The 23,378-nt window shown below is 70.2% G+C and carries 21 protein-coding genes and 7 tRNA genes; 10 read left to right on the top strand and 18 right to left on the bottom strand.

What is annotated here, in order from left to right:
- Positions 1–27 precede the first annotated feature (27 nt).
- From thrS to ACFW9O_RS01650, 3 genes are all read right to left on the bottom strand, one after another.
- The gene (gene thrS, locus ACFW9O_RS01660; RefSeq protein ID WP_351180501.1) at positions 28–2,004 is read right to left on the bottom strand and encodes a threonine--tRNA ligase; all 1,977 of its coding nucleotides are present in this window, start codon (positions 2,002–2,004) and stop codon (positions 28–30) included.
- 109 nt (positions 2,005–2,113) lie between these two features.
- Entirely contained in the window at positions 2,114–3,349 is a 1,236-nt protein-coding gene (locus ACFW9O_RS01655; RefSeq protein ID WP_384603849.1) for a hypothetical protein, read from the bottom strand.
- The gene (locus ACFW9O_RS01650; protein WP_351180506.1) at positions 3,349–3,948 is read right to left on the bottom strand and encodes a DUF4365 domain-containing protein; all 600 of its coding nucleotides are present in this window, start codon (positions 3,946–3,948) and stop codon (positions 3,349–3,351) included. Before ACFW9O_RS01650 ends, ACFW9O_RS01655 begins: the two co-directional genes overlap by 1 nt.
- Positions 3,949–4,144: 196 nt before the next feature.
- Here ACFW9O_RS01650 and ACFW9O_RS01645 point away from each other — a divergent pair, with 196 nt between their 5' ends.
- On the top strand, positions 4,145–4,870 hold the full coding sequence (locus ACFW9O_RS01645) for a 3'-5' exonuclease (protein ID WP_384603846.1): 726 nt from the start codon (positions 4,145–4,147) through the stop codon (positions 4,868–4,870).
- Between the two features lie 61 nt (positions 4,871–4,931).
- Here ACFW9O_RS01645 and ACFW9O_RS01640 read toward each other — a convergent pair.
- Positions 4,932–5,003: transfer RNA gene (locus tag ACFW9O_RS01640), tRNA-Val, on the bottom strand.
- A 39-nt stretch (positions 5,004–5,042) separates the two neighbouring features.
- The gene (locus tag ACFW9O_RS01635; RefSeq protein WP_384603843.1) at positions 5,043–5,489 is read right to left on the bottom strand and encodes an SRPBCC family protein; all 447 of its coding nucleotides are present in this window, start codon (positions 5,487–5,489) and stop codon (positions 5,043–5,045) included.
- Positions 5,490–5,580: 91 nt separating this feature from the next.
- Here ACFW9O_RS01635 and ACFW9O_RS01630 point away from each other — a divergent pair, with 91 nt between their 5' ends.
- Positions 5,581–8,028 (top strand): SCO7613 C-terminal domain-containing membrane protein, encoded by a 2,448-nt coding sequence (locus tag ACFW9O_RS01630; protein ID WP_384603840.1) that lies wholly within the window; start codon positions 5,581–5,583, stop codon positions 8,026–8,028.
- 12 nt (positions 8,029–8,040) lie between these two features.
- Here ACFW9O_RS01630 and ACFW9O_RS01625 read toward each other — a convergent pair whose 3' ends face one another.
- The 7 genes from ACFW9O_RS01625 to ACFW9O_RS01595 form a co-directional block, all read right to left on the bottom strand.
- A complete protein-coding gene (locus ACFW9O_RS01625; protein ID WP_384603837.1) occupies positions 8,041–10,785 on the bottom strand; it encodes a Tat pathway signal sequence domain protein in 2,745 nt (914 codons plus the stop codon).
- 55 nt (positions 10,786–10,840) lie between these two features.
- Positions 10,841–11,389, bottom strand: coding sequence for a hypothetical protein (locus tag ACFW9O_RS01620; RefSeq protein ID WP_384605215.1), 549 nt, complete (start codon positions 11,387–11,389; stop codon positions 10,841–10,843).
- Between the two features lie 49 nt (positions 11,390–11,438).
- Entirely contained in the window at positions 11,439–12,299 is an 861-nt protein-coding gene (locus tag ACFW9O_RS01615) for a carbohydrate ABC transporter permease (RefSeq protein WP_384603834.1), read from the bottom strand.
- Positions 12,296–13,288, bottom strand: coding sequence for a carbohydrate ABC transporter permease (locus ACFW9O_RS01610; protein ID WP_384603832.1), 993 nt, complete (start codon positions 13,286–13,288; stop codon positions 12,296–12,298). Before ACFW9O_RS01610 ends, ACFW9O_RS01615 begins: the two co-directional genes overlap by 4 nt.
- 11 nt (positions 13,289–13,299) lie before the next feature.
- Positions 13,300–14,589: an extracellular solute-binding protein gene (locus tag ACFW9O_RS01605; RefSeq protein WP_351182253.1), complete on the bottom strand. Its 1,290-nt coding sequence runs from the start codon at positions 14,587–14,589 to the stop codon at positions 13,300–13,302.
- A gap of 217 nt (positions 14,590–14,806) precedes the next feature.
- Positions 14,807–14,878 (bottom strand) — tRNA-Val (locus ACFW9O_RS01600).
- 54 nt (positions 14,879–14,932) lie between these two features.
- Positions 14,933–15,388 carry a TIGR02611 family protein gene (locus tag ACFW9O_RS01595; RefSeq protein ID WP_351180745.1) on the bottom strand — a complete coding sequence of 152 codons (456 nt, stop codon included), beginning with the start codon at positions 15,386–15,388 and terminating at the stop codon, positions 14,933–14,935.
- Between the two features lie 190 nt (positions 15,389–15,578).
- On the opposite strand from ACFW9O_RS01595, the gene ACFW9O_RS01590 reads away from it, so the two are divergent.
- Complete coding sequence (locus ACFW9O_RS01590; RefSeq protein ID WP_003959770.1) at positions 15,579–15,992, top strand: SsgA family sporulation/cell division regulator; 414 nt, start codon at positions 15,579–15,581, stop codon at positions 15,990–15,992.
- A 480-nt stretch (positions 15,993–16,472) separates the two neighbouring features.
- Entirely contained in the window at positions 16,473–17,030 is a 558-nt protein-coding gene (locus ACFW9O_RS01585; RefSeq protein WP_351180749.1) for a CGNR zinc finger domain-containing protein, read from the top strand.
- Positions 17,031–17,103: 73 nt separating this feature from the next.
- On the opposite strand, the gene ACFW9O_RS01580 is transcribed toward ACFW9O_RS01585, so the two are convergent.
- The 3 genes from ACFW9O_RS01580 to ACFW9O_RS01570 form a co-directional block, all read right to left on the bottom strand.
- Positions 17,104–17,259 carry a hypothetical protein gene (locus ACFW9O_RS01580; RefSeq protein WP_351180752.1) on the bottom strand — a complete coding sequence of 52 codons (156 nt, stop codon included), beginning with the start codon at positions 17,257–17,259 and terminating at the stop codon, positions 17,104–17,106.
- Between the two features lie 172 nt (positions 17,260–17,431).
- Positions 17,432–18,451, bottom strand: coding sequence for a LacI family DNA-binding transcriptional regulator (locus ACFW9O_RS01575; protein ID WP_384603827.1), 1,020 nt, complete (start codon positions 18,449–18,451; stop codon positions 17,432–17,434).
- Positions 18,452–18,750: 299 nt separating this feature from the next.
- Positions 18,751–19,209, bottom strand: a complete 459-nt coding sequence (locus ACFW9O_RS01570; RefSeq protein WP_384603825.1) for a hypothetical protein — start codon at positions 19,207–19,209, stop codon at positions 18,751–18,753.
- Positions 19,210–19,363: 154 nt separating this feature from the next.
- Here ACFW9O_RS01570 and ACFW9O_RS01565 point away from each other — a divergent pair, with 154 nt between their 5' ends.
- Positions 19,364–19,879 carry a DsbA family protein gene (locus ACFW9O_RS01565; protein WP_351180760.1) on the top strand — a complete coding sequence of 172 codons (516 nt, stop codon included), beginning with the start codon at positions 19,364–19,366 and terminating at the stop codon, positions 19,877–19,879.
- A gap of 71 nt (positions 19,880–19,950) precedes the next feature.
- Here the strand turns inward: ACFW9O_RS01565 and ACFW9O_RS01560 are convergent, their stop codons facing one another.
- From ACFW9O_RS01560 to ACFW9O_RS01550, 3 genes are read right to left on the bottom strand one after another with little or no spacing between them, the layout of a single operon-like run.
- Positions 19,951–20,787 (bottom strand): GNAT family N-acetyltransferase, encoded by an 837-nt coding sequence (locus ACFW9O_RS01560; protein WP_384603821.1) that lies wholly within the window; start codon positions 20,785–20,787, stop codon positions 19,951–19,953.
- 55 nt (positions 20,788–20,842) lie between these two features.
- Positions 20,843–21,664, bottom strand: a complete 822-nt coding sequence (locus ACFW9O_RS01555; protein WP_384603819.1) for an aminotransferase class IV — start codon at positions 21,662–21,664, stop codon at positions 20,843–20,845.
- Positions 21,661–22,695, bottom strand: a complete 1,035-nt coding sequence (locus tag ACFW9O_RS01550) for a chorismate-binding protein (RefSeq protein ID WP_384605212.1) — start codon at positions 22,693–22,695, stop codon at positions 21,661–21,663. The genes ACFW9O_RS01555 and ACFW9O_RS01550 overlap by 4 nt, the downstream gene beginning before the upstream one ends.
- A 163-nt stretch (positions 22,696–22,858) precedes the next feature.
- Here ACFW9O_RS01550 and ACFW9O_RS01545 point away from each other — a divergent pair.
- From ACFW9O_RS01545 to ACFW9O_RS01525, 5 genes are all read left to right on the top strand, one after another.
- A tRNA-Gly gene (locus ACFW9O_RS01545) sits at positions 22,859–22,931 on the top strand.
- Positions 22,932–22,968: 37 nt separating this feature from the next.
- A tRNA-Cys gene (locus ACFW9O_RS01540) sits at positions 22,969–23,042 on the top strand.
- 1 nt (position 23,043) lies between these two features.
- Positions 23,044–23,115, top strand: a tRNA-Val gene (locus tag ACFW9O_RS01535).
- A gap of 19 nt (positions 23,116–23,134) precedes the next feature.
- Positions 23,135–23,206 (top strand) — tRNA-Val (locus ACFW9O_RS01530).
- A gap of 23 nt (positions 23,207–23,229) precedes the next feature.
- Positions 23,230–23,301 (top strand) — tRNA-Val (locus ACFW9O_RS01525).
- Positions 23,302–23,378 lie beyond the last annotated feature (77 nt).

Raw genomic sequence — 23,378 nt, 5'->3', positions numbered from 1 at the left:
CCCCGGGGGCCTCTTCTCGGACAGGGATCACACCTGGACGCGTCGCTCCACCACGTCGACGAGCTTGGCGATCGCTTCGTCGCGGGCGATGCCGTTCTCCTGCGAACCGTCGCGGTAGCGGAAGGACACGGTGCCGGCGTTCATGTCCTCGTCACCGACGATGATCATGAACGGCACCTTGGCGCGCTGGTGGTTGCGGATCTTCTTCTGCATACGGTCCGAAGAAGCGTCCACCTCCACCCGCAGGCCCTTCTTCCGGGCCTCGGCGGCGAACTCCTGGAGGTACGGGATGTGGGTGTCACCGATCGGGATGCCGACCGCCTGGACCGGGGCCAGCCATACCGGGAACGCGCCCGCGTAGTGCTCGAGCAGCACCGCGAAGAAGCGCTCGATGGAGCCGAACAGCGCGCGGTGGATCATGACCGGGCGCTGCTTGGTGCCGTCCGGGCCGGTGTACTCCAGGTCGAAGCGCTCCGGCAGGTTGAAGTCGAGCTGCACGGTCGACATCTGCCAGGTACGGCCGATGGCGTCCTTGCACTGCACCGAGATCTTCGGGCCGTAGAACGCGGCGCCGCCCGGGTCCGGGACCAGGGGCAGGCCCTGCTTCTCGGCGACCTGGCGCAGCGTCTCGGTGGCCTCTTCCCAGACCTCGTCGGAGCCGACGAACTTCTCCGGGTCCTTGGTGGAGAGCTCCAGGTAGAAGTCGGTCAGCCCGTAGTCGCGCAGGAGGTTCAGGACGAAGGTGAGCGTCCGGTCGAGCTCCTCCGCCATCTGCTCCTTGGTGCAGTAGATGTGCGCGTCGTCCTGGGTGAAGCCGCGCGAGCGGGTCAGCCCGTGGACGACACCCGACTTCTCGTACCGGTACACCGTGCCGAACTCGAAGAGCCGCAGCGGAAGTTCGCGGTACGAACGGCCTCGCGCGTCGAAGATCAGGTTGTGCATCGGGCAGTTCATCGGCTTGAGGTAGTAGTCCACCCCGTCGTCGAGCTGCATGGGCGGGTACATGCCGTCGGCGTACCAGTCCAGGTGGCCGGACTTCTCGAAGAGCTTGCCCTTGGTCGCGTGGGGGCTGTAGACGAACTCGTAGCCCTCCTCCTCGTGGCGGCGCCGCGAGTAGTCCTCCATGGCCCGGCGGATGACGCCGCCCTTGGGGTGGAAGACGGCGAGGCCGGGGCCGATCTCGTCGGGGAAGGAGAAGAGGTCCAGCTCGTTGCCGAGCTTGCGGTGGTCGCGCTTGGCGGCCTCCTCCAGGAACTCCAGGTGCGCCTTGAGCTCGTCCTTGGTGGGCCACGCGGTGCCGTAGATGCGCTGCAGCATGGGGTTCTTCTCGCTGCCCCGCCAGTACGCCGCGGCGTTCCGCATCAGCTTGAACGCCGGGATGAACCGGGTGGTGGGCAGGTGAGGACCGCGGCAGAGGTCCTTCCAGCACAGCTCGCCGGTCTTGGCGTCGAAGTTGTCGTAGATGGTCAGCTCGCCGCCGCCCACCTCGACGTCCGCGCCGTCGTCCGAGGAGGCCGAGCCCTTGATGCCGATGAGCTCCAGCTTGTACGGCTCGTCGGCGAGCTCCTCACGGGCGGCCTCGTCGGTGACCACCCGGCGGGAGAACCTCTGACCCCGCTTCTGGATCTCCTGCATCTTCTTCTCGATGGCCTTGAGGTCCTCGGGCGTGAACGGCTTCTCGACGTCGAAGTCGTAGTAGAAGCCGTCCTTGACCGGCGGGCCGATGCCCAGCTTGGCGTCGGGGTGCAGCTCCTGCACGGCCTGGGCCATCACGTGCGCGGTGGAGTGCCGCAGGATGTTGAGGCCGTCCTCGGAGGAGATCTCGACGGGCTCGACGACTTCGCCGTCCTTGAGCTCGTACGCGAGGTCCCGGAGCTCCCCCTCGACCCGTGCGGCGACGACGGTGCGCTGTCCGGGGAAGAGCTCGCCGGCCGTCGTTCCCGTCGTCACCACGTGCTCTTCCCGCTCGGAATCGCGTTGGATGATCACACGGACGTCTGACACCGGTCTCTCCTGACTGAGGGGGTGCGTCGCATTCCTCTGCGCGCAAGAGGAATCGTACCGAGCCGGAGGCCCCGGACGCGAAAGGGATACCGCGGGGGTACCCCGGGGGCTATCCCTCGTCCCCCGTGCACGCCTCCTCGAAGAAGTCGACGTTCTCCTGGAGCGACTTCATCAGCCGGTCCCGCTCGGCCTCGTCCACCTGGACGGGCGCGACCTGCGAGGCTCCGGTGAGCCGCCGGAAGCCGCCGCGGTTCTCCAGCCGGCCCTCGACCCGCAGCGGCAGGCCGACGAGGTGGGCGTGGCCCGCGATCCGGTACGCCTCCTCGTCGAGTTCGATCCGGACGTGCGCGACCTCGGCCCCGGCCAGCACCCGCAGCCGCACGATGCCCGGGCCGCGGGGCCCGGAACGGCGCAGCCGCACGACGGCCCCGGTGATCCGTACCGGGACGGCCGGCTCGTCCTGGAGGTAGCGCACCCCTGCCAGGCGCAGGGCGGGCAGGTCTCCCGGGGAGAACTCGACGGGCTCCGGCCGTGCGGGGCAGCCTTCGGGCGTTCCGGCGGCGGGTGCCCAGTCCAGGGTGATCCTGGTGCCTTCCGATCCGCGGACCAGGGCGACGACCGCCTCGGTCAGCTCCCTGCTGACCCCCGCCGCGACGGCGCTGTCGAACGCTTCCATGCCCCCGGTGGCGCGCTGGTAGTCGACGGCCTCCCTGGTGGCGTGCAGCGCCTGGTAGAGCTGCACGGCTACGGCCCGCCCGGAGGCGACGGGGACGAAGACGGTGAGCCGGCGGCCTCCCGGGGCGGGTCCGACGAGGGTGCCGTCCAGGGCCGCCCGCGCCTTCCCGCGGTGGCGTGCGCCGTGGTAGCCGGCGAGGCCTCGTACGGCGAGTGCTCCGGCGAGCAGGATCTGCCGGGCGGCCGTACGCAGTTGTTCGGCCTCCGTCCAGCCCGCGGCCCCGGCGGTCTCCTCGGGGACATCGCGCCACCAGCGGATCTCGTCGCTGGGCACGGCGAGGGAGACCAGGACGTCACGTGCCGACGGCGCGGCGCTGCGGGCGAGCGCGGTGAGGGCTTCGGCGAGCAGGTCCTCACTGTCGGGGTAGGCGGCGGTGTCGGGCACGAGCAGGCTGGTGCCCGCGGCGGCGGAACCGGGCGGGGTCCACCGGCTGTAGCGCCCGGCGGCTCCTCCGCGACGGCGCCATCCGTGCCGGCGCAGGAGCGTGCCGAGTACGGCCGGGTCGACGAGGGCGGGGTCCGGCCCCTGGTCCACGTCCTCGGCGTACGGGTGTGCGCGTGTGCCCGCCGGCGTCGTCCCGCCGGCGGGCTCGTCCATCGACCGGTGCATCAGGGTCTCCCTCCCGCCCCGACCCGGGCCATGATCTCGCAGAGTGCTCGGTCGTCGAAGATCCGCGAGGTCGGGATCCGCACAGTGGTCCTGTGCCGGCCCGTCACCGCGTGGCCGGCCAGGTTGGTCCAGTAGCAGCAGTGCCGCAGGTCGAGACGGTCGTGCCCGGCGCGCAGCCAGTCGTCCTGGCTGCGGGGCACGATCATCACGACGAGGATCTTGTGCACCGACACGGGTGTCCGTGCGAGCTTCACGAGGTGGGCGTTGTCGAGCGTGAAGGAGAACGCCGCGCCGGGTGGGTGCGGGGGAATCTGGTAGGTGCACTTGAGCTGCACCTTGATGGTCACTTCGTCGTCGACGGTGTGGTCGGGGGCGCCGTGGCTGACGTGCCAGTCGATGCCGTTGTCGGGAAAGGGCTGCGACAGGGAACACCCCGCCGCGGCCGCTACCGCGTGCAGGTAGCCCACCTGGAGGGTCTCCATGCAGGCGGTGGTGGCGAGGGTGCCGCGCAGTGGTGGTGCCATCCGCTGCGGCGGCGGTCCTCCCCCGTAGTCCTCGGCGCGGGCGGGACCCCCTGGGTTCGGCTGCGCGAGCGCCATGGCTCCGTGTGCCTTCCGGGATGTGCCGACCGGTTGCCCGGTCTCCGCTGACGGGACGGTCAACTTCCTTTCCCGTCTCCTGTGTTGTCACCGCAGGAGACGGCCCGCAAACGGCGTATCAGGCAAAGGGCCCGGGTATCACCGAATCGGGCAGAGGAATCCCGTCATCTGCCGAGCAGGGGCGAGGAGTTCGGGGATGATGCACTGGTTCGAAGGGCCGCTGGCCGCTTTTGACACGGAGACAACAGGCGTGGACGTCGAGGAGGACCGGATCGTTTCGGCCGCCCTCGTGGTCCAGGACACCGCGGGCGGACGTCTTCGCGTCACCCGCTGGCTGGTCAATCCGGGGATACCGGTACCCGTCGGGGCCACCGAGATCCACGGTCTGACCGACGACCACCTGCAGCGCAACGGCCGGTGGCCCGCACCGGTCGTCGAGGAGATAGCGAGGGCGCTGGCCGAGCAGTGCGCGACGGGCCGGCCGCTCGTCGTGATGAACGCGCCGTTCGACCTGACGCTGCTGGACCGGGAGCTGAAGCGGCACCGGGCGTCGTCGCTGGGCACGTATCTGCAGAACACACCCCTGTGCGTGCTGGACCCACGTGTCCTGGACAAGCACCTGGACCGCTACCGCAAGGGCCGCCGCACGCTGACGGATCTGTGCGAGCTGTACGGGGTGGTGCTGGACGGGGCGCATGACGCGGCGGCCGACGCGGCGGCGTCGCTGGAGCTCGTGCGTGCGGTGGGGCGGCGGTTCTCCGCCCGGCTGGAGCGGCTGTCGCCGGCCGAGCTGCACTCGTTGCAGGCGGTGTGGCACGCGGCGCAGGCGCGCGGTCTGCAGGCGTGGTTCGAGAGGAACGGTGAGGCGGAGGCGGTGGATCCGGCGTGGCCGCTGCGTCCGGAGCTGCCGGCGGCGGCCTGATCCTGGCCGGGTACGCGAAAGCCGGTCCGTCGGTGGTGCTGACGGACCGGCTTTTCCCGGGTGGGCGATACTGGTTTCGAACCAGTGACCTCTTCGGTGTGAACGAAGCGCTCTCCCACTGAGCTAATCGCCCGGGAACGGGTTGAACCATACAGGGCCCGGCGGGCTAGGTTCAAACTCCTTGCAGCCACGCCGCCAGCCCGCGGCGTCCGGCGCGCATCATCAGCGTGTGATTGGCGCGGAAGACGAGGCGTCCGGGCACGGCGAGGCGGCGCAGCAGCCTCCTGCGGACGACGGTCTCCTGCTCGTAGAGCACCCGGCTCCCGCCGTCGTGCGCGGTGACGGTCCAGCGGACCCAGCCCTCGAGATCGCCGGTCATGACGGCCTGGAGGATCCGGGACGCGGGCTCGCGGCGGCTCTGCCTGACGGTCACGACCAGGTCGTACGGGAGGAAGGAGCGGAAGCGCGTCGTGGCGGAGGTGTCGTCGAGGGGAGTGACCTCGCGGACCTGCGGCCACCACCGGGGGTAGTCCTCGGCTCCTTCCAGGGCCGCGTACACGGTGTCGGGAGCGGCGGGCAGGTCCCAGACGCTGGTGAAGCGGTAGTGGTTCCAGTCCATGGGTCCAGTCTGCGCGTGCCGGACCTACTCACGGCCGGAACTGAGTATCCGAGCGCATGTACGAGCGTGTGTTCGGCGCCACACTCCCCCCATGGAACATGTGCCGCCACCCGCCGAGGAATTGGCGCTCCTCGACCAGGAACTTGTCCGCCTCGACGCCCGTCGGCTGCAGCTGCTGAACCGCCGCGCCTGGCTGCTCAGCGTGCTGCGCCCGCCGGTCGCGCCGCCTCCGTTCGCGGCACCTCCGGCGCGTCCTCCCGCCGCGCCGTTCGGCTGGGGACCGCCGGCCGCCCCCGCGGCCCCGACGTCCGGTGCGTCCGGTGTGCAGAACGTTCTGCTGGTCCTCGGTGGTCTGCTGCTGACGATCGCGGCGATCGCGTTCACCCTGTTCAGCTGGGGCGAGATGGGTATCGCCGGCCGTTCGGCGGTGCTGGCGACGGTGACGGTGGCCGCGCTCGTGGCTCCCGCGCTGCTGCTGCGGCGCAAGCTGTCCGCGACGGCGGAGGCGCTGGCGGCACTGGCGCTCGTGCTGACGGTGCTGGACGCGTACGCGCTGCACGCGGTGGCCTTGCCGGACACGGACGGGCTCGGCTTCGCGGCGGTCGCGTCCGCGGTGCTGACCGCGTCGTGGGCGGCGTACGGGCTGGCGCTGGGACGGCTGCGGATGCCGCTGCCCGCTGCCGTGGTGGCGGGGCAGCTGCCGCTGGTGCTGGGGGCGTGGGCCGCCGGGGCGCAGGCAGGGGTCTTCGGATGGGCGCTGCTGGTGACCGCGGCCGCGGATGTCGCGGTGGCGCTGCGGGGCCGGGGACTCGCGGTGCGGATCACGGCGGGCGTCGGGGCGGCGTCGGCCGGGCTGGTCTCCATGCTGATCGGCCTGGGCCAGTCGGTGTCGGCCGGTGGACCGCTCGCGGCCGCGGGCCCGGGTGCGCTGTTGCTGGCCGGTGCGGTGGTGGCGCTGTTCGCGGGGTGGCGCGCGCCGAAGGAGTGGGCCGCTGCCGCGGGTGTGGTGGCAGGTCTCGCCGCGGTGGCCGCGGTGGGCGGTGTGCTGCGTACGGGTCTGCCGTGGAACTGGTCGGTGGTGGTGTACCTGCTGTGCGGTGCGGCGCTGACGGCGGTGGTACGTGTGCGGGTTCCGCAGCCGGTGGGCCGGGGTGTGCTGGTGGCGTCCGCGGCGGTGACGGCGGGTGCGGTGCTGTGGGCACTGCCCGCGGTGGCGGCTGTACTGCTGGGGCCGGTGTCCTTGCTGACCGATGTGTGGGCCGGGGCGCCGGGGAGCGTCCGGGGCGCCCTGGGACCGTCGGTGCCGTGGCCGGGGTCGGCTGCCTCGCCGGTGGTGCTGGTGCTGGTGGCGGGCCTGTTGACGGCTCTGTACGCCGGATGGGACCGGGTGCGCGGCACGCTGCTCTCGCCCCGGCCGGGGTGGCGTGTCGCCTCGGCGGCCGGCGCGATGGTCCTGGGCTGGTGTGCGGCACTGACGCTTCCGGCTGTGCTGGACGTGCCGTACGCGTTGGCGGTGGGCGTGGAACTGCTGCTGGTGACGGGGCTGCTGGCGGTCGCCGTGCGAGAGGGGGCGGGCGCGCTCTCGCTCACCGCTCTGGTGTGCGCGCTCGTGGGCGCGGTGAGTGCGGGCCTGCTCGCGCTGGCCGCCGAACCGGCCACGTACGCGGTGTTCGTGGGCCTGTCGGTGCTGTTCGCGGGTGCGGCGGCCCGTTCGGGGGCGGCTGCGATGCGGTCGGTACTCGCGGGTGCCTCCGTCCTGTGCGCGATCGTGCCTGTTTCGGCTGTGGGGGCCTCGCTGGGGTGGAGCGCGCCGCACACGGCTCCTCTGGTCCTGGTCGTTCCCGCGGTGACGGTGCTGCTCGGAGCCCGGCTGCGGGTGGCCGCGGTGGCGTTGACGGTGGAGCTCACCGGGGCCTTCGCGGCGCTGGTCGCCCTGGGGCTCGCGGTGACGGACGCGCCCTTCCTGGCCCTGGTGCTGGCGCTGTGCGGGGTGCTGGCCGCGGGCACCGCGGTGCGGCCGGACCGCCGGCCGGTGGCGGGGCACCTGGCCGCGGCGCTGTTCGTGATGGCGGCGTGGGTGCGGCTCGCGGCTTCGGAGGTGTCGGACCCGGAGGCGTACACCCTGCCGGTGTCGGCGATCGCGTTCGCGGTCGGGTACCTGCGCCGTCGCACGGACCCGGCCGCGTCCTCCTGGGTGGCGTACGGCCCCGCGCTCTCGATGACGATGGCGCCGAGCCTCGTGGTGGCGTGGGTCGATCCGCACTGGCTACGGCCCCTGCTGCTGGGAGTGGCGGCGCTCGTGGTCACGCTGGCGGGCGCCCGCTTCCGGCTTCAGGCGCCCCTGGTGCTCGGCGGTTCGGTCCTGGCCCTGGTCGGGCTCCACGAGCTGGCCCCGCATGTCGTCCAGGTCTTCGACGCACTCCCCCGCTGGGCGCCCCCGGCGCTCGCCGGGCTGCTGCTGCTCGCACTCGGGGCGACGTACGAACAGCGGCTGCGCGACGCGCGCCGGGTGCGGGAGAGCCTCGGCCGGATGCGCTGAGGGTCGAGACGGCTAAGGCATCCTGTCCCCGACGAGTGCGAGGTTCTGGATCGCCGCGAGTCCGTACAGGGCGGTGGAGTTGGTGCTGACCCAGGCCGCTTCACTGCCCGGTACGGGTCCGGTCGGTCCCTCGACCTTGTGGGTGCTCCAGTCGGTCGTCTCCTTGTAGTCCCAGGTGTCGGCGCTGCTGTAGAACTGCTTCCACGCCCGGGTGGCGAGAGTGACGTCCCCGGTCCGTACGGCGGCGTAGGCGTCCTGGCGGGAATGGCCCTGGAACAGCAGCAGGGTGCCGAAGTTGCTGCCGTAGCGGGCGGTCTGTTCCGCCTTGGTGGCGTTGAAGTAGCGGCAGTAGTCGATCCATGCCGCCTCGAACTCCGGCATGTCGATCATGTCGATGAGTTCGGCGTTGAGCTCGACCAGGCCGAACATGGCCGACAGGTGCGAGACACCGACCGCGGGCTTCTCGGCTATCGCGAACTTCCCGGTGTCGAGGTCGTACAGACCGACGCCCTGGACGAAGCCGTTGGGCTGGGCGGCGATCGTCTCCATGGTGGACAGCACCCGGTCCCTGGCCTTCTCCCACTTGGGGCCGCGGCGCTCCCACTCGGTGAGCCAGGCGGAGACGAGGCCGCTCCAGTCGGTGCCGAAGCCGATGGACAGGGCGTGCCGGTCGGGGGTGTAGGGCTCGGTGCGGATCTTGCGGATGGGGTCCAGGGCGAGGAAGGTCTCGTCGGAGTCGACATTGGCGTGCATGAGGTCGCCGACGCGCTCGTCCGCGGTGAGGAAGTAGAACATCCGGCGGTAGGTGGTGTTCGCGATGCGCTGCTGCTTGGCGCTGTCGGCGTAGTGCTGGACGCCGTGGCGGGTGCCGAGTCCCGCCCACTTGCCGAGGTGGTAGACGTCCACCTCGCCGGTGTGCCGGGTCATGGCTTCCGCGAAGCGGTAGATGTCGGCGCGGCCCGAGCGCATGTACGCGTACCAGAGCCACAGGTCGGGCGAGAGCTCGGAGTTGTCCCAGGCGTAGCCGCCGACGTCGTAGCACCACTGATGGCGGGTGGGGTCGTAGGTGTGCATGATGTCGCCGTAGTCCCAGAAGCCGTACCAACGGCGCATCTCCACCTGGTCCTTGTAGTACGTGAAGAGGAAGTCCAGGTGGTCCTCGATCTTCGACTTGGCGGCGGTGGACCGGTCGGGTTCGGCGAAGAGCCCGCCGAAGACCTTTGCCGTGATGAGCTGCTTGGGCGGCGCGGCGAGCTGGGGCGGGGTGCGTACGGCGTCGACCTGCCGGGCGAGGGTCTCGGCGGCGGGGGTGGACTCGTTGGCCCAGAAGAGGAGTTCGCTCGTCCGCGCGATGCCGTACGGGGTGCCGAAGCCGGGCTCGTAGTCCTCGTAGGTGATGTTGAGGCCTTCGAGCTGTTCGGCGTAGGTGTCCTGTTCCATGCCGTCGTGGTAGAAGCGCAGGTCCATGGGCCGCGCCTCGGGTGACCAGAGCCAGAGGGTGACTTCGGCCTCGTCGGTCTGGGCGTCGCGGATGTCGAGCTGGGCGGGGTGCTTCTCCCAGAAGTCGCGCAGACCGAAGGAGAATCCGCCGCTCGGCCCGCCGACGTACCCGAAGCCGGAGGCCCGCGTGCCGCCTCCGGCGGGGATCCACCCGTGGCCCTTCCTCGTGCGCTTGCGCAGCCCGAAACCGTCGGCGGAGAGCTGGGAGAGCGTGTAGTCGCCCCACTCGGGGATGTACGGGAGCCGGGTGGTGACCCGCTGGTCCCAGGTGGCGGGGTCGGGGAGCTTCCGGCCCGCGAACTGTGCCTCGCGCACGGCGACCCCGGGGTCGCGGCGCAGACCGGTGATGCCCTTCACGGCCTCGCGCAGGAGGCCGGTGCCGTCGCCGCCGATGCGGATGTGGCGGTCGTGGGCGGCGTCGCGCATCGGGACGCCGAAGCGGACGCCGAGGCCGCGGATGAAGTCGCCGCTCGCCTTTCCGGGTTCCTGCGTGCCGTCGTAGGTGAGGGTGTGCATCATCCGGAAGGAGTCCGCGCCCGCGTAGAAGTAGAACCGTACGGAGAACGGCATCCAGGAGCGGGAGCCCTTGCGGTGCTTGCCGTCGATGCGGACGACGGCACGGACGGGGCCGCCCTGCTCGGTCTCGGCGGCTTCGATGACGCTCTCGAAGCGCTCGTACTTCTCGTTGCCCTGGTCGCCGTCCTCGATCTCGCCCTGGCGCAGCAGGACGAGCCGGCCGTTGCGGGCGATTTCGGTGGAGCCGCGGGTGACGGACTTGACCAGGGCGGAGCCGTTGGTACCGAGTCTGGCGGTGATCACCCCGGTGGAGACGGTGAGGGTGCCGCCCGCGCGGGTGACGGTGACCTTGTTCTCCGGGGCGGCGGGGGTCCCGGTGGTGAGTGCGAACTTCTTCGCGGTGACCTCGGGGCCGACCGCGTGAGCGGTCCATTTGAGCGAGCCGTCGGGCCAGTAGCCGATCGGCCAGGTCTGTACGGGGACGTCCTCGCCGTCCTCGGTGGCCAGCGCGAACGTCTGGTCCTTCGCGTACTGCCCCTTGGGCCAGGGCACACCGAGCGTCGACCCGGGGGCGGCCCCGAGGCCGCCGGGCTCGAGCCAGGTGAGGGGGACGGGCTCGTTGGTCCTGTCCACGCCAGGGACGGCGGTTGCGGTGGTGGCGCCGAAGGTCCAGCTGACCTGGGCGGCCGCGCCGGCCGCCGCTGCGGCCTTCAGGAGCGTTCTGCGGGGCATCCTGGACATGGTTGTGCCTCTCTCCGTGAGGACGGGGGACATCGAGAAGGTGGTACGAGGGGGGTCAGCGGGCGAGCCGGCGTGCCTCTACGGCGGTGGCGGCGGCTGCGACGGCCCCGACGACGGGTACGGCCAGCGGCAGCACCAGGGCTCCGGAGAGCACGACGACGGCCATCCCGCAGACGAGCAGGAGGGAGCCGGCCGGGTCGCGGACCGTGCGGCGGCCCGCGGCGGCGAGGAGGGAGCGCCAGCTGTCGCCGGGCTCCCAGCACGCGGCGGCGCGCAGGACCGCGACCATGTAGCCGATCAGGGCGAGGATGCCGACGGCGCCCACGACGGGGCCGCCGGGCAGCCCGGCTCGTACGGCCGACAGGTCGAGCCACAGCAGGGCTGCGGCCGCCCACACGGACACGCCGACGAGCAGGCCGCCGGGGGCGGCGGCGCGTACGTCGGCGATGAATTCCCGCAAGCCGCCCTGCTCGCCCGCCAGATGGCGGCGCAGGTGCCGGGTCCCCGCGGCGAAGGCCGCGGGGAACGTGAGGAGCGGCAGGGCGGCGACGGCGATCCACACGCCGGTGAGCAGGCATTCGGAGAACAGACCGAAGCGGTCCATGACACGCGAACGGCGTTCCGCGGTGCGGGACTTCGTCGTCACGGCGGCCTCAGCCCTTCAGGCCGGAGGTGGCCATGCCGTCGATCAGGTAGCGCTGGAAGGCCAGGAAGAAGGCCAGCACGGGCAGCAGGGCGACCAGCGACATGGCGATCATGCCGCCGTAGTCGGCCACGGCGTCCTGGTCGATGAACATCTTCAGCCCCATGGAGACGGTGTACTTGTCCGGCTCGTTGAGGTAGAGCAGGGGCCCCATGAAGTCGTTCCAGGCGTTGATGAAGGTGAAGATGGCACTGGTGATGAGCGCGGGCCGGCAGAGCGGCATGACGATCGACCAGTAGATCCTCAGGTGCCCGCAGCCGTCGAGCCGCGCGGCCTCGTCGAGCTCCTTGGGCAGACCACGCATGAACTGCACCATCAGGAAGACGAAGAAGGCGTCGGTGGCGAGGTACTTGCCGATGAGCAGCGGCGTGAAGGTGTTGATCAGTTCCAGCTTCTGGAACAGCACGTACTGGGGAATGATCAGCACGTGGTACGGCAGGAGCAGGGTGCCGATCATGATGGCGAACATGACGTTGCGGCCGGCGAAGCGGACCTTCGCGAAGGCGTACGCCGTCAGCGAGCAGGACAGCACCACGCCGATGACCGAACCGACTGCGATGTAGGCCGAGTTCAGGAAGAACGTCGAGATGGGGATGTCGGCGATGCCCTCGGTGAGCCTGGTGTAGTTGTCCGTGATGGGGTCGGCCGGGAACAGGTCCAGGGCGCCGATGATGTCCGCGCTGGGTTTGAACGAGGCACCGATCGTCCACACCACCGGGTAGAGGACCACGGCGAGGATGACGAGTGCACCGAGGTGCCAGGCGATCGCGCCGGGTCCCCGGCGTCGTACGGCTGCGTGCAGGAGACTCATCGGCCGCCCTCCTCGTAGTGCACCCAGCGCTTCTGGGACCAGAACAGCACGGCGGTGACCAGGCCCACCGCGACGAGCAGCAGCCATCCCATGGCTGAGGCGAAGCCCATCCGGCTGTTCACGAAGCCCTGTTCGTACAGGTAACAGGTGTAGACGAGCGTCGCGTCGGCCGGTCCGCAGCTGCCGTTGCTGACGATGTAGGCGGAGCCGAAGATCTGGAAGGAGTGGATGGTCTCCAGCAGGACGTTGAAGAACAGCACCGGCGAGATCATCGGCAGGGTGATGTGGAAGAACCTGCGCCAGGGGCCCGCTCCGTCCACCTCGGCCGCCTCGTACAGTTCCCGCGGTACCTGCTTGAGACCGGCCAGGAAGATGACCATCGGGGCGCCGAACTGCCAGACGGTGAGGGCGATCAGCGCATAGATGATCATCCCGGGGTCGCCGATCCAGCCGCCCACCTCGACGCCGAACACCTTCTGCGTACGGTCGACGAGGGCGTCGTCCGAGAACAGCGCCCGCCAGACGATGGCCGCCGACACGCTCGCGCCGATCAGGGACGGGGCGTAGAAGGCCGCCCGGTAGAAGGACTGGCCCCACCGCTTCTGGGCGAGCAGCATCGCGACGGCGAGTGCGGCGGCCAGTTTGACCGGGGTGCCGATCAGTACGTACCAGGAGGTGACCTTGACCGACTGGCGCCACCGGGGGTCGGCGAACATGTCGGTGAAGTTCTGCAGGCCGATCCAGCGCGGGGCTTCGAACAGGTTGTACTCGGTGAACGAGAGGTACAGCGAGAACACCATGGGCCCGGCGATCAGGAACAGGAAGCCCGCGATCCAGGGCGACATGAACAGGTAGCCGGCCAGGTTCTCGCGGCTGCCGGCCCGCTCGGGGCCGGCGGGCGGCGCGTTTCCCACGGGACCGGTCCGCTTCTCCGCGGACCGGTCGTCCCCGGGCGCGAGTGCGCCCGAGGAGGTCTGGATGTGAGTCACCACGGCCCCTCTCAGTTCGAGGCGAGGGCGGTCTTGGCCTCGGAGAAGAACTGCTTCACGGAGTCCTTCGGCGAGGCCTTGCCCAGGGAGAGGTCGGCGGAGATGCGCAGGAAGGCCGCCTCGATCACGTCGGCGCCCGCCGGGTGCGGTGTGATGGGCTCCAGGATGCCCGCGCCGGCGATCGCGGACTCGTACGCGGCGATCGCCTTGCTGGGGGCGTCGGTGGGCTGGTAGGCCTCGAACTGGGCGGTGGTGGCGGGTACGCCGCGGTCGTACCCCATGATCCTGGCGACCGCGGGGTCGTGGGTCATGAAGCCGATGAAGGTGGCCACCTCGGCCGGGTGCTTGGTGCGCGCCGTGCCGCTGAGCATCAGCGAACCCAGGTACTGGCCGGTCTTCTTGCCGTCGGTGCTGGGGATGGGCGCGAGGCCGTAGCTGCTCTTGCCCTCGGCGCTGTAGCGGACGGAGAAGTTGTCCCAGGTGAACTCTCCGGCGGAGAGTCCCTTGGCGGTCGCGGAGGCGGGCTTGATCTGTTCGACCTTCTTGGGGTCGGCGTAGACACCCGACTTGACCCGCTCCAGCGCCTCGGTCCAGTACGGCAGGAGTTCGGTCTCGCCGAAGCCCATGCCGTCCTCGGTGAAGAACGCCTTGCCGTTCTGGCGGAGTATCAGGTCGTACAGGTACATCACGCCGTGCGGTCCGGCGTCGCCGGCGATCTTCTGGCCGTTCTTGATCTTCTGCAGGCCCGCGTACCAGTCGTCCCAGGTCCAGCCGATCTCGGGGGCGATGCCGGCCTTCTCGTAGACCCTCTCGTCGATGACGAGGGCCATCGAGTTGCTGCCGACCGGCACGCCGAGGAGCTTGCCGTCGACCTCGGCGAACTTCTCCAGCCCGGAACGGAAGCCGTCGAGGCTGAGGTTGCCCTTCTCCACCTGGGGGTGGAGGTCGAGGAGGACGTTCTTCGCCTCGTACTTGCGCAGGAAGGTCACGGCGTTCTGGATGACGTCCGGGGGGTTGCCGCCGGCCGCCTGCGTGTTGAACTTCTTCCAGAAGTCCGGGTACTGCTGGAAGTCCGTCTTCACCTTGATCTTCGGGTGCTTCTTCTCGAAGAGGGCGACGCACTGCTGAACCTTCTTCGCCCGGTCGTCGGCGCCCCACCAGGAGTGCCGGATGGTGACCGTACCCCCGGAACTGCCGCTTCCGCCCGAGCCGCAACCGGCTGCGGTCAGTCCGAGACCGGCCGCCGAGAGGCCGGCCAGCTTGAGCATCTGCCGCCGGTCCATGCCGTTGTTCCGAGACATCTCTTGCCCCCACCATCGCATTGAATCGTTTTAGAAAGCGCTTGCTGGGTCAAAGTAAGGAGCGGCACCCGGCTCGTCAACGGTTCGGACGAAAATCGGCGGAACGCCCGGCCCGCCGAACAACCGGGGCGGAATGCCCGGCCCGCCGAACACCTGCATGCGAAAACACCGATGGCCCGGAAGCTTCGTGTGAAGCTTCCGGGCCATCGGTACGGGGTGGGCGATACTGGGTTCGAACCAGTGACCTCTTCGGTGTGAACGAAGCGCTCTCCCACTGAGCTAATCGCCCCGGCGCACCGCAAACATTACCCCATGTCAGCGGCGCCTCCGGACCATCAACGGGTCACTGCTCGATCTTCCACGGCATGGTGATCCCGAACTTCCAGACGTAGATCCCCACGAGCACGGCGATGATCACGAGCCCCACCGTGGTGAGGATGATGTTGCGCCGCCGCACCTTGGGATCGAGGGCGCGCTGAGCAGCCTCGGTGACCTTGCGCCGGGTCCAGCGCAGGACGAGCTGCGCCCAGACGAACTCCGTCGCCCAGATCGCCATGCCTCCGAAGATCACCAGCCACCCGGGGCCCGGCAGCGGCAGCATCACGATGCCCGCTCCGACCACCGCGAGGCCCACGACGAAAATGCCGACCTGCCAGCTCACATGCAACAGCCGGGACGCCTTGATGAACCCCGGCGCCCGAGAGCCCAGCTCCCTCTCGGTCTTCGCCGCATCCCCCGTCGCGGACTCCGCGGCCGGCCGTGAGGCGACCTCGCTCCGCTCGTCACTCTCCGCATTCATGAACCCCAACCTACCCGAACGGTGTGGGTCACTGGAATGGACGCATCACCCAAAGTTACACACCGCCCCACAACACGCCCGAAGCATCACAAATAGGTCAGAGGGGTTTACAACACCACCGTAGGTGGCATGTCGATTTCGCCGACGTGCGAATCCCCGAGCGCACACTGAGCGAAAGGCCCTGGCGCTTATGAACACCACGGTCAGCTGCGAGCTGCACCTGCGCCTCGTTGTGTCGAGCGAGTCCTCACTGCCTGTACCCGCGGGCCTGCGGTATGACACGGCCGATCCCTATGCCGTGCACGCCACCTTCCACACCGGAGCGGAGGAGACGGTCGAGTGGGTTTTCGCCCGTGACCTCCTTGCCGAGGGGCTGCACCGGCCCACCGGCACCGGAGACGTCCGTGTCTGGCCATCACGTAGTCACGGCCAGGGCGTCGTCTGCATCGCACTGAGCTCCCCGGAGGGAGAAGCCCTGCTAGAAGCTCCGGCAAGGGCCCTGGAGTCGTTCCTGAAGAGGACCGACGCCGCGGTTCCGCCGGGCACCGAGCATCGTCACTTCGATCTCGATACGGAGCTCTCACACATCCTGGCCGAGAGCTGAGCCAGGCCGAGAGCTGCGGGACGCCGTCCGACTCGGGGAGACGGCGTCGCGCGGACAACCTCATACGGCAGACACCGACGCCGCCGCCGCGGAACCCACCGCGGCGACGGCGTCGGCGCGCGCCGGGGGCACCGGGATTCCGTGCTGCGCGTCTCCCGGTCACGACGGCTTCGGTCCCGCGGTCCCCTGACGCGGCGGTCCCGGTCACGCGGTCCCCCACGACCGACGGTCCGGTCCGGTCCCGTCCTGGCGACCCCACGCCCCCCACACGCCCCACAGGTACCGAAGCGACTCACGAGTGACCGTCGAGTGACCACCGGGGCCGCCAGACGGCCGTCACGCGCTTCGGCGGCTCAGCCGACCTGCAAAGGCCCTCCCGCTCGCCCGTAAGCCCCTACCGGGCCCGTGGCGCCTTCGCCGAGCCAGTAGAGTCACCCGGCATCGGCGGGCACCCGCCCGCCGGAGGCCAGGGAGCGAAGCGTGCTGATCCCACACGACACCCGGATCGCCCTCGACACGGTGGTCGATCTGGTGAACACCGCGCCGGAGAGCGAGCCGGCCGACGGACTCCCCGACGTCGACGCGCTCTACGACTTCGCGGAGCGCCATCTCATCAGCGGCGTGGGCGAGCTCGGCGAGAAGGACCTGCGCGCCGTACGGGACGTGCGGAGCCTGTTCGCGGAGGTGTTCGCGGCGCCCGACGCCCGTACGGCTGCCGAACTCGTCAACCGGCTGGTGGCCGCCGCGGGTACCACCCCGCAGCTCACGAACCACGACGGCTACGACTGGCACGTCCACTACTTCGCGCCGGACGCCTCCGTCTCGGACCATCTCGCGGCCGACTGCGGCATGGCTCTGGCCTTCATCGTCGTGGCGGGCGAGCAGGAGCGGCTGCGCCGCTGCGAGGCGCCGGACTGCCGGCGCGCGTTCGTCGACCTGTCCCGCAACCGCTCGCGCCGCTACTGCTCCAGCCGCACCTGCGGTAATCGGCTCCATGTCGCCGCGTACCGGGCACGGCGCAGGGAAGCGGCGCGCTGACCGTCGCCGCACGCGCCTGACGGGCCCCTGCAGGGTGGCGGGCGAAGCGGCGGCCGCGGATGCCGGTGCCCGCTCACAGCAGAAAAAGATCATGCAGCGCGGCCATCAGCAGGAGACTGCCGATCACCGTCAGAAAGATCATCAGGGGTGGCTGGGACAGCGCGAAGAGGCAGCCACGCGGCTCTTCGGCAGGGGGTGCGGGGGCCTCGCCCCGGTATGTGTCCACCATCTCGAGGCGATCATGACGCAGAGGCACCCCTGTTGGCGATCAACACGCTTTATCGCACGGGGAGTTCACCCTCCGCAAACGGCATGGATTCGCTCCGGCGTCCGATCCCCCGTCACACATTCGCACCCGTCGCCCACGCCCCGAGGACCCCGCTCCGGGCACGGCCCGCGGGTCAGCGCGGAGCGGCGCTGGACGCGCGTACGACGAGCTCCGGCTGGAGCACCACACTGCGGTGCCGATGGCTGCCGTCCACGTCGTCCGCCTCCTCGAGAAGGAGCTCCGCCGCCATCCTGCCCATGAGCACGGCGGGCTGCCTGACCGAGGTCAGCGGCACGGCGGCCGCCGCGGCGAACTCGATGTCGTCGTAACCGACGATGGCGACGTCCTGCGGCACCCGGACGCCCGCCGCGTAGAGCGACTGAAGGACACCGAGGGCCAGCAGGTCGTTGGCGCAGAAGACGGCGGTCGGGCGCGGTACGAGGCCGAGCAGCCGTGCCCCGGCGTCCCGGCCCGCCGCCACGTCCAGGCGGTCGGACGGGATCTCGACGAGGGCCTCGGGACCGAGTCCCTCCTCCGCGAGGGCGGCGAGGGCGCCCTCACGGCGGTCCCTGATCTGGTGCAGGTCGCCGGGGCCGCTGACATAGGCGACGGAGCGGTGCCCCGCCGAGACGAGGTGCCCCACGGCAAGCCTGCCGCCGCGTACGTCGTCGACGGAGACGGCGCAGGTCTCGGCACCCGGGGCCACCCTGTCCACGAGCACGTACGGAATCCGGTGGCGGGCGAACGCCTCGAGGTTGCCGCCGGTGGCGTCGGCCGGGGTGACGAGCACCCCGCAGACGCGCTGTTCGGCGAAGAGCCCGAGGTATTCGGCCTCCTCCTCCGGACTCTGGCCGCTGTTGCACACCATCACGCCGAGGCCGGCGTCCCGGGCCGCGCGTTCCGCGCCGCGGGCGATGTCGACGAAGAAGGGGTTGCCCATGTCGAGGACGAGCAGGGCCACGATCCGGCTGCGGCCCGCCCTGAGCTGCCTGGCCGACTCGCTGCGTACGTAACCGAGCTCCTCGATCGCCGCCAGCACCCGGGCCCGGGTGTCCGGAAGCACCGCCTCGGGGCGGTTGATCACGTTGGAGACGGTGCCCACCGAGACTCCGGCCTGCCGGGCCACATCCTTGATCCCTGCCACACGCCCCACTTGCCCTGCCCCACTGATGCGTCCGGCCGCCGCGCATCGGCGCGGCGTATCCCTGTCCTGCCGACGTCATCCGGCTGGATCCGCCGGCCCGTCGTCCTTGCCCTGCGGCCCAGGAATGAATTGTTTCAATCCGTTCGGGACGCTAGCTCCATCCCCGGATACCGTCAAGATCGGATCGGAGCAACCCCGAATATACCGATACGCGAAGCGGAGACGAGCGGCTCGCGCTCGCCTCCAGCCATGAATCGATTCATAATGCAGCCATCATGGCAGCGTCACACAGCGCCGGGTGCGCCCTGTCAGATGCCGTGCTTCTTCAGGATCGCCTCGATGTCGCTGAAGTCCTCGCCCGGCGCGGCGGCCCCCTGCGGCTCCTTCTTCGCTCGGGGCTCCGGGCGGGGCGTCGTGTTCGCGGACGTCAGTGAGGGTGTCGACGCGGCCGGGGAGACCGCGTCGCCCTGCGACGCCGCCCGCGCGGCCTTGCGTTCCTTGCGGGTGGAGCCACTACGACGCTCCACCGCCCGTGTGGTCATGAAGAGGAGCCACGCCAGCGCGAGCAGCCCGAAGCCGAGCCAGACGCTGGGCTTGAACACGATGTCGGACAACCACTCGACGACACCGGTCATCACGAGGCCGACAGGCACCAGCGAGTAGGCGGCGATCCTGGTCGCCGCGAGGAATCGCTTGCGGTACGCGGTGATCGCGGCGATGCCCAGGCCTGCCGCCGACACCGCGGAACAGATGGTCTCGGCAAGCATCGGTGCCTCCAGCACATCGGGAAACGTCCCTTCCATCCTGCACCGGTCGCGGCTCTGGGGCCACGGTCCCGGGCCACATCAGGGACATTTCAGGGCTGCGGTCCTCCCCAGGTCCCGATTGGGAAGCGGAGGTCCGGCCTGAAAGACTGATCCCATGAGCGATTCCACCCCCGCAGCCCCGGTCGTCCTGGACATCTGGTGCGAGCTCGAGTGCCCCGACTGCCATCAGGCCCTCTCGGATGTCCACGCCCTTCGCGCCCGCTACGGCGACCGGCTGGAGATCCGGCTGCGCCACTTCCCGCTGGAGAAGCACAAGCACGCGTACGCCGCTGCCCAGGCGGCCGAGGAGGCCGTCGAGCAGGGCAAGGGGTGGCCGTACATCGAGGCGGTACTGGCCCGCACCGCCGACCTCGCCCGTACCGGTGAACCCGTGTTGCTCGATGTGGCACGTGAACTGGAGCTGGACGCCGAGGAGTTCGACACCGCGCTCATCGACGGCCGGCACATGCTGATCGTCGACGCGGACCAGGCCGAGGGCAAGGCCATCGGGGTCACCGGAACCCCGACGTATGTGATCGGTGACGAGCGGCTGGACGGTGGCAAGAGCCAGGAAGGTCTGCGCGAGCGGATCGAGGAGATCGCGGACCGTCTGCTGGCCGACCGCGGCTGACGTCGGGTCCGCCCGGCGGCGACGGGCCGCGGTCCGATGGCGAGGGGGCGCGGTCCGGTGGGGAGGGCCGCCTACAACGTCTTGGCCAGGTTGTACTGGGTCGGCTCGTAACCGAGCGACTCGTACAGCCGCAGCGCGGGGGTGTTCGACGCGAAGACGTGCAGGCCGAGCCTGCCGAGCCCCGAGTCGAGCGTGATGTCCTCGGCACGGTGCATCAGCGCACGGCCGTACCCGTGTCCGCGGTACTCTCCGCGGACCTCGACGTCGAAGACGTATCCCATCGCCTCGCCCTGCGGTGTCTCGTGCCGCGCCACCCACACATGGCCGATGACGTCGCCGCCGTGGACGAGCACGTGGAAGTGCATGCCCTCGGTGGCCAGACCGTCCGGCAGGTTCGTGGCGTGGTCGGTCTCGGACTTCCGCCGGGCCTGCTCCTCAGGGACGCCGCGCTCGATCCAGTTCTGCGCGTACGTCTCCACGCTGGTGCTCGCCCAGTCGGCGAATTCCTGGCCGCTCATCGGACGCCCGGTGACGCCGTCCGGGAGTGCGGGCGCCGTCCGCCGGAGTTCCTTGACCATGTTCCGGCTGCGCTCGGTATAGCCGAGCACGGCCCCGAGCCCCCGGGCGGCCCCGTTGTCCGCGGGAGCCACCAGCCGCACCTGGGTGCAGCCCCAGCTGCGCAGCACCTCCTCCGCGGCGAGGGCGGCGATGGTGCCCCGGCCCCGCCTGCGGTGCGGTTCCTCGATGCGCAGCGACCGGATTATCCCGGCCGACGCGCCGAACACCGGATCGGTGGAGACGCCGACGGAACCGACGGGACGCCCGTTGTCGCACACGTCGTACGTGCGTTCCTGTGCGCCGTCGGCGCCTTGCTGGATCGGCCCGGTCGGCCGGAGGGTCGTGGTCATCAGGGGTGTTCTATCCGCTCGTCCTCGGTCCGTCACCTGTTTTTGCCGGACGGGCTCAGGGATCGAGGTGGTCGCCCGCGCGTTCGTCGAAGATCCGCATCGCCTTCGCCGTCACCGGCCCCGGCGCGCCCGGCAGCTCCCGTCCGTCCACCCGGTGGACGGCCTGGATGTCGCGGAGCGTGGAGGTCAGGAAGATCTCCTCGGCCGTTTCGAGGATGTCCAGCGGCAGTTCCGTCTCCTGCGCGCCGGTCCACTCCACGGCCAGTGCGCGGGTGATCCCGGCAAGGCATCCGGAGGTGAGGGGAGGGGTGTGGATCCGGCCGTCGAGCACGACGAAGACATTGGATCCGGTGCCCTCGCAGAGCTGCCCGACCGTGTTGGGGAAGAGCGCCTCGGAGGCGCCCCGCTCGTGGGCGCGTGCGAGGGCGACGACGTTCTCGGCGTACGAGGTGGTCTTGAGCCCTGCCACCGCGCTCCGTTCGTTGCGCGTCCAGGGAACGGTGATCACGGCTGTGCTGTCCGGACGGCGTGACGTCTCGCCGAGCGCGACGACGAGGCTGGGCCCCGCGTCGCCGCGGTCGGAACCGAGGGGTGAGAGGCCTCCGGTGTACGTGATCCGCAGCCGGCCGAGCGCCATGGGGTTGGCCGCGATGACGGCCTCCGCGGCGCGGCGGACCTCGTCCTGGTCGGGGTCGGACAGACCGAGGCCACGGGCCGAGCGGGTCAGCCGGTCGAGATGCCGGGTCAGCGCGAAGGGGCGGCCGTGGGCGACCCTGACCGTCTCGAAGATGCCGTCCCCCACGGTCAGTCCGTGATCGAGCACGGACACCCGTGCGTCATCGGCGTCCCGGAGTTCGCCGTTGACCCAAATCCTCATGACGCGGTCCTTCCTGTCTCCTCGTAGGCGCCCGACGCTACAGCGAGCAGCCGGGACGCCTTCAGCTCGGTCTCCGCCCATTCACGCTGCGGGTCGGACCCCCAGGTGATGCCGGCTCCGGTACCGAACCGCAGCACGGGCGCGGTGTCGGTGCGGTCGATCCAGAAGGTCCTTATGCCGACGGCCAGTTCCGCGGTGCCCCTGTCCGCGTCGACCCAGCCGATCCCTCCGCAGTACGGACCGCGCGGCGCTGTCTCGAGGGCGTCGATGATCCTCAGCGCACTGGACTTCGGGGCACCGGTGACGGATCCGGGCGGAAACGCGGCGGTGAGCAGTTCCGGCCAGCCGGCGCCGTCGGCCAGCCGGCCGCGCACGGTGGAGACGAGGTGGACGAGTCCGGGGTGCTTCTCCACCACACAGAGATCGGGGACGCTCACGCTGCCGGTCGCACAGACCCGGCCCAGGTCGTTGCGGACCAGGTCGACGATCATCACGTTCTCGGCGTGGTCCTTCTCCAGCAGATCGCCCTCGGTCCGCCCGGTTCCCTTGATCGGCCCGGACTCGACGATCCGGCCGTCGCGCCTCAGGAAGAGCTCCGGGGAGGCGGTGGCTATCTCGACGCCCTGGGCCGGCAGCCGGATGGTCCCCGCGTAGGGGGCGGGGTTGCCGCGGGCGAGCAGGGCGGTGAGGGCGTCCACGTCGGCGGCGGGGCCGGGCAGCGGTGCGGACAGGACCCGGCAGAGGTTGGCCTGGTAGACCTCGCCCGCCGCGATGTGTTCACGGATCCGCCGTACGCCGGCCTTGTAGGCGTCCTCGTCGAGCGATGAGATCCAGTCCTGCGGCGCCGGGCCACGCCAGGCCCCGGGTACGGGAAGGGGCACCTGCTCGGTCCGTACGGTGGAGAAGCGGGCGCAGACGAGACGGCCCTCGAAATCGGCGGATACGGCCCAGAAACCGGATGATTCGAGAGCCGCAGGATCGCTGGTCACATCCTGCAGGCCTGAGGCGATGAGGCCGCCGAAGCGGGCCATGGGAGCTAGGTCGTGCACTCTGGTGAGTCTAGAACGGTGCACGGTGACCTGCGGCGGGGCGGAGGCAGCGCAGCACGCTGCGCAAACGCGTTTTTGTGCTGGCCCGGGAATCCGCTAGAGTTCAACACGTCACCGGGACGCGCAAGCCGAACGGGAATGACAAGCGGACGTAGCTCAGTTGGTAGAGCGCAACCTTGCCAAGGTTGAGGTCGCCAGTTCGAACCTGGTCGTCCGCTCGCAGAAGGTGGGGGATCTTCCCGAACCCCCATCCCTGGTGGAGTGGCCGAGAGGCGAGGCAACGGCCTGCAAAGCCGTCTACACGGGTTCAAATCCCGTCTCCACCTCCAAGGACGATTAGCTCAGCGGGAGAGCACTTCCCTGACACGGAAGGGGTCACTGGTTCAATCCCAGTATCGTCCACCGGTCCGCAAGGACCCCCGCGCGATTAGCTCAGCGGGAGAGCGCTTCCCTGACACGGAAGAGGTCACTGGTTCAATCCCAGTATCGCGCACGCAGTACACGCAGGGTCACCCTGCGCGATTAGCTCAGCGGGAGAGCGCTTCCCTGACACGGAAGAGGTCACTGGTTCAATCCCAGTATCGCGCACCGTTTCGAAGCCCCCGGTCGTCTCGACGACCGGGGGCTTCGTCGTTGTCCTGCGGTCAGCCGGTGAAGAGCTGGGT

This window comes from Streptomyces sp. NPDC059499 (assembly GCF_042749285.1).
Taxonomy (GTDB): Bacteria; Actinomycetota; Actinomycetes; order Streptomycetales; family Streptomycetaceae; genus Streptomyces.
The sequence above is the reverse complement of the archived record's forward strand: the minus strand, read 5'-3'. Positions and strand labels throughout refer to the sequence as shown.

Coding starts and splice junctions, on each gene's coding strand:
- ACFW9O_RS01655 (WP_384603849.1), bottom strand. CDS start 3,349: ATGCACCGGTCGATGGACGAGCCCGCCGGCGGGACGACGCCGGCGGGC.
- ACFW9O_RS01650 (WP_351180506.1), bottom strand. CDS start 3,948: ATGGCGCTCGCGCAGCCGAACCCAGGGGGTCCCGCCCGCGCCGAGGAC.
- ACFW9O_RS01645 (WP_384603846.1), top strand. CDS start 4,145: ATGATGCACTGGTTCGAAGGGCCGCTGGCCGCTTTTGACACGGAGACA.
- ACFW9O_RS01635 (WP_384603843.1), bottom strand. CDS start 5,489: ATGGACTGGAACCACTACCGCTTCACCAGCGTCTGGGACCTGCCCGCC.
- ACFW9O_RS01630 (WP_384603840.1), top strand. CDS start 5,581: ATGGAACATGTGCCGCCACCCGCCGAGGAATTGGCGCTCCTCGACCAG.
- ACFW9O_RS01625 (WP_384603837.1), bottom strand. CDS start 10,785: ATGTCCAGGATGCCCCGCAGAACGCTCCTGAAGGCCGCAGCGGCGGCC.
- ACFW9O_RS01620 (WP_384605215.1), bottom strand. CDS start 11,389: ATGGACCGCTTCGGTCTGTTCTCCGAATGCCTGCTCACCGGCGTGTGG.
- ACFW9O_RS01615 (WP_384603834.1), bottom strand. CDS start 12,299: ATGAGTCTCCTGCACGCAGCCGTACGACGCCGGGGACCCGGCGCGATC.
- ACFW9O_RS01605 (WP_351182253.1), bottom strand. CDS start 14,589: ATGTCTCGGAACAACGGCATGGACCGGCGGCAGATGCTCAAGCTGGCC.
- ACFW9O_RS01595 (WP_351180745.1), bottom strand. CDS start 15,388: ATGAATGCGGAGAGTGACGAGCGGAGCGAGGTCGCCTCACGGCCGGCC.
- ACFW9O_RS01590 (WP_003959770.1), top strand. CDS start 15,579: ATGAACACCACGGTCAGCTGCGAGCTGCACCTGCGCCTCGTTGTGTCG.
- ACFW9O_RS01580 (WP_351180752.1), bottom strand. CDS start 17,259: ATGGTGGACACATACCGGGGCGAGGCCCCCGCACCCCCTGCCGAAGAG.
- ACFW9O_RS01570 (WP_384603825.1), bottom strand. CDS start 19,209: ATGCTTGCCGAGACCATCTGTTCCGCGGTGTCGGCGGCAGGCCTGGGC.
- ACFW9O_RS01565 (WP_351180760.1), top strand. CDS start 19,364: ATGAGCGATTCCACCCCCGCAGCCCCGGTCGTCCTGGACATCTGGTGC.
- ACFW9O_RS01560 (WP_384603821.1), bottom strand. CDS start 20,787: ATGACCACGACCCTCCGGCCGACCGGGCCGATCCAGCAAGGCGCCGAC.
- ACFW9O_RS01555 (WP_384603819.1), bottom strand. CDS start 21,664: ATGAGGATTTGGGTCAACGGCGAACTCCGGGACGCCGATGACGCACGG.
- ACFW9O_RS01550 (WP_384605212.1), bottom strand. CDS start 22,695: ATGGCCCGCTTCGGCGGCCTCATCGCCTCAGGCCTGCAGGATGTGACC.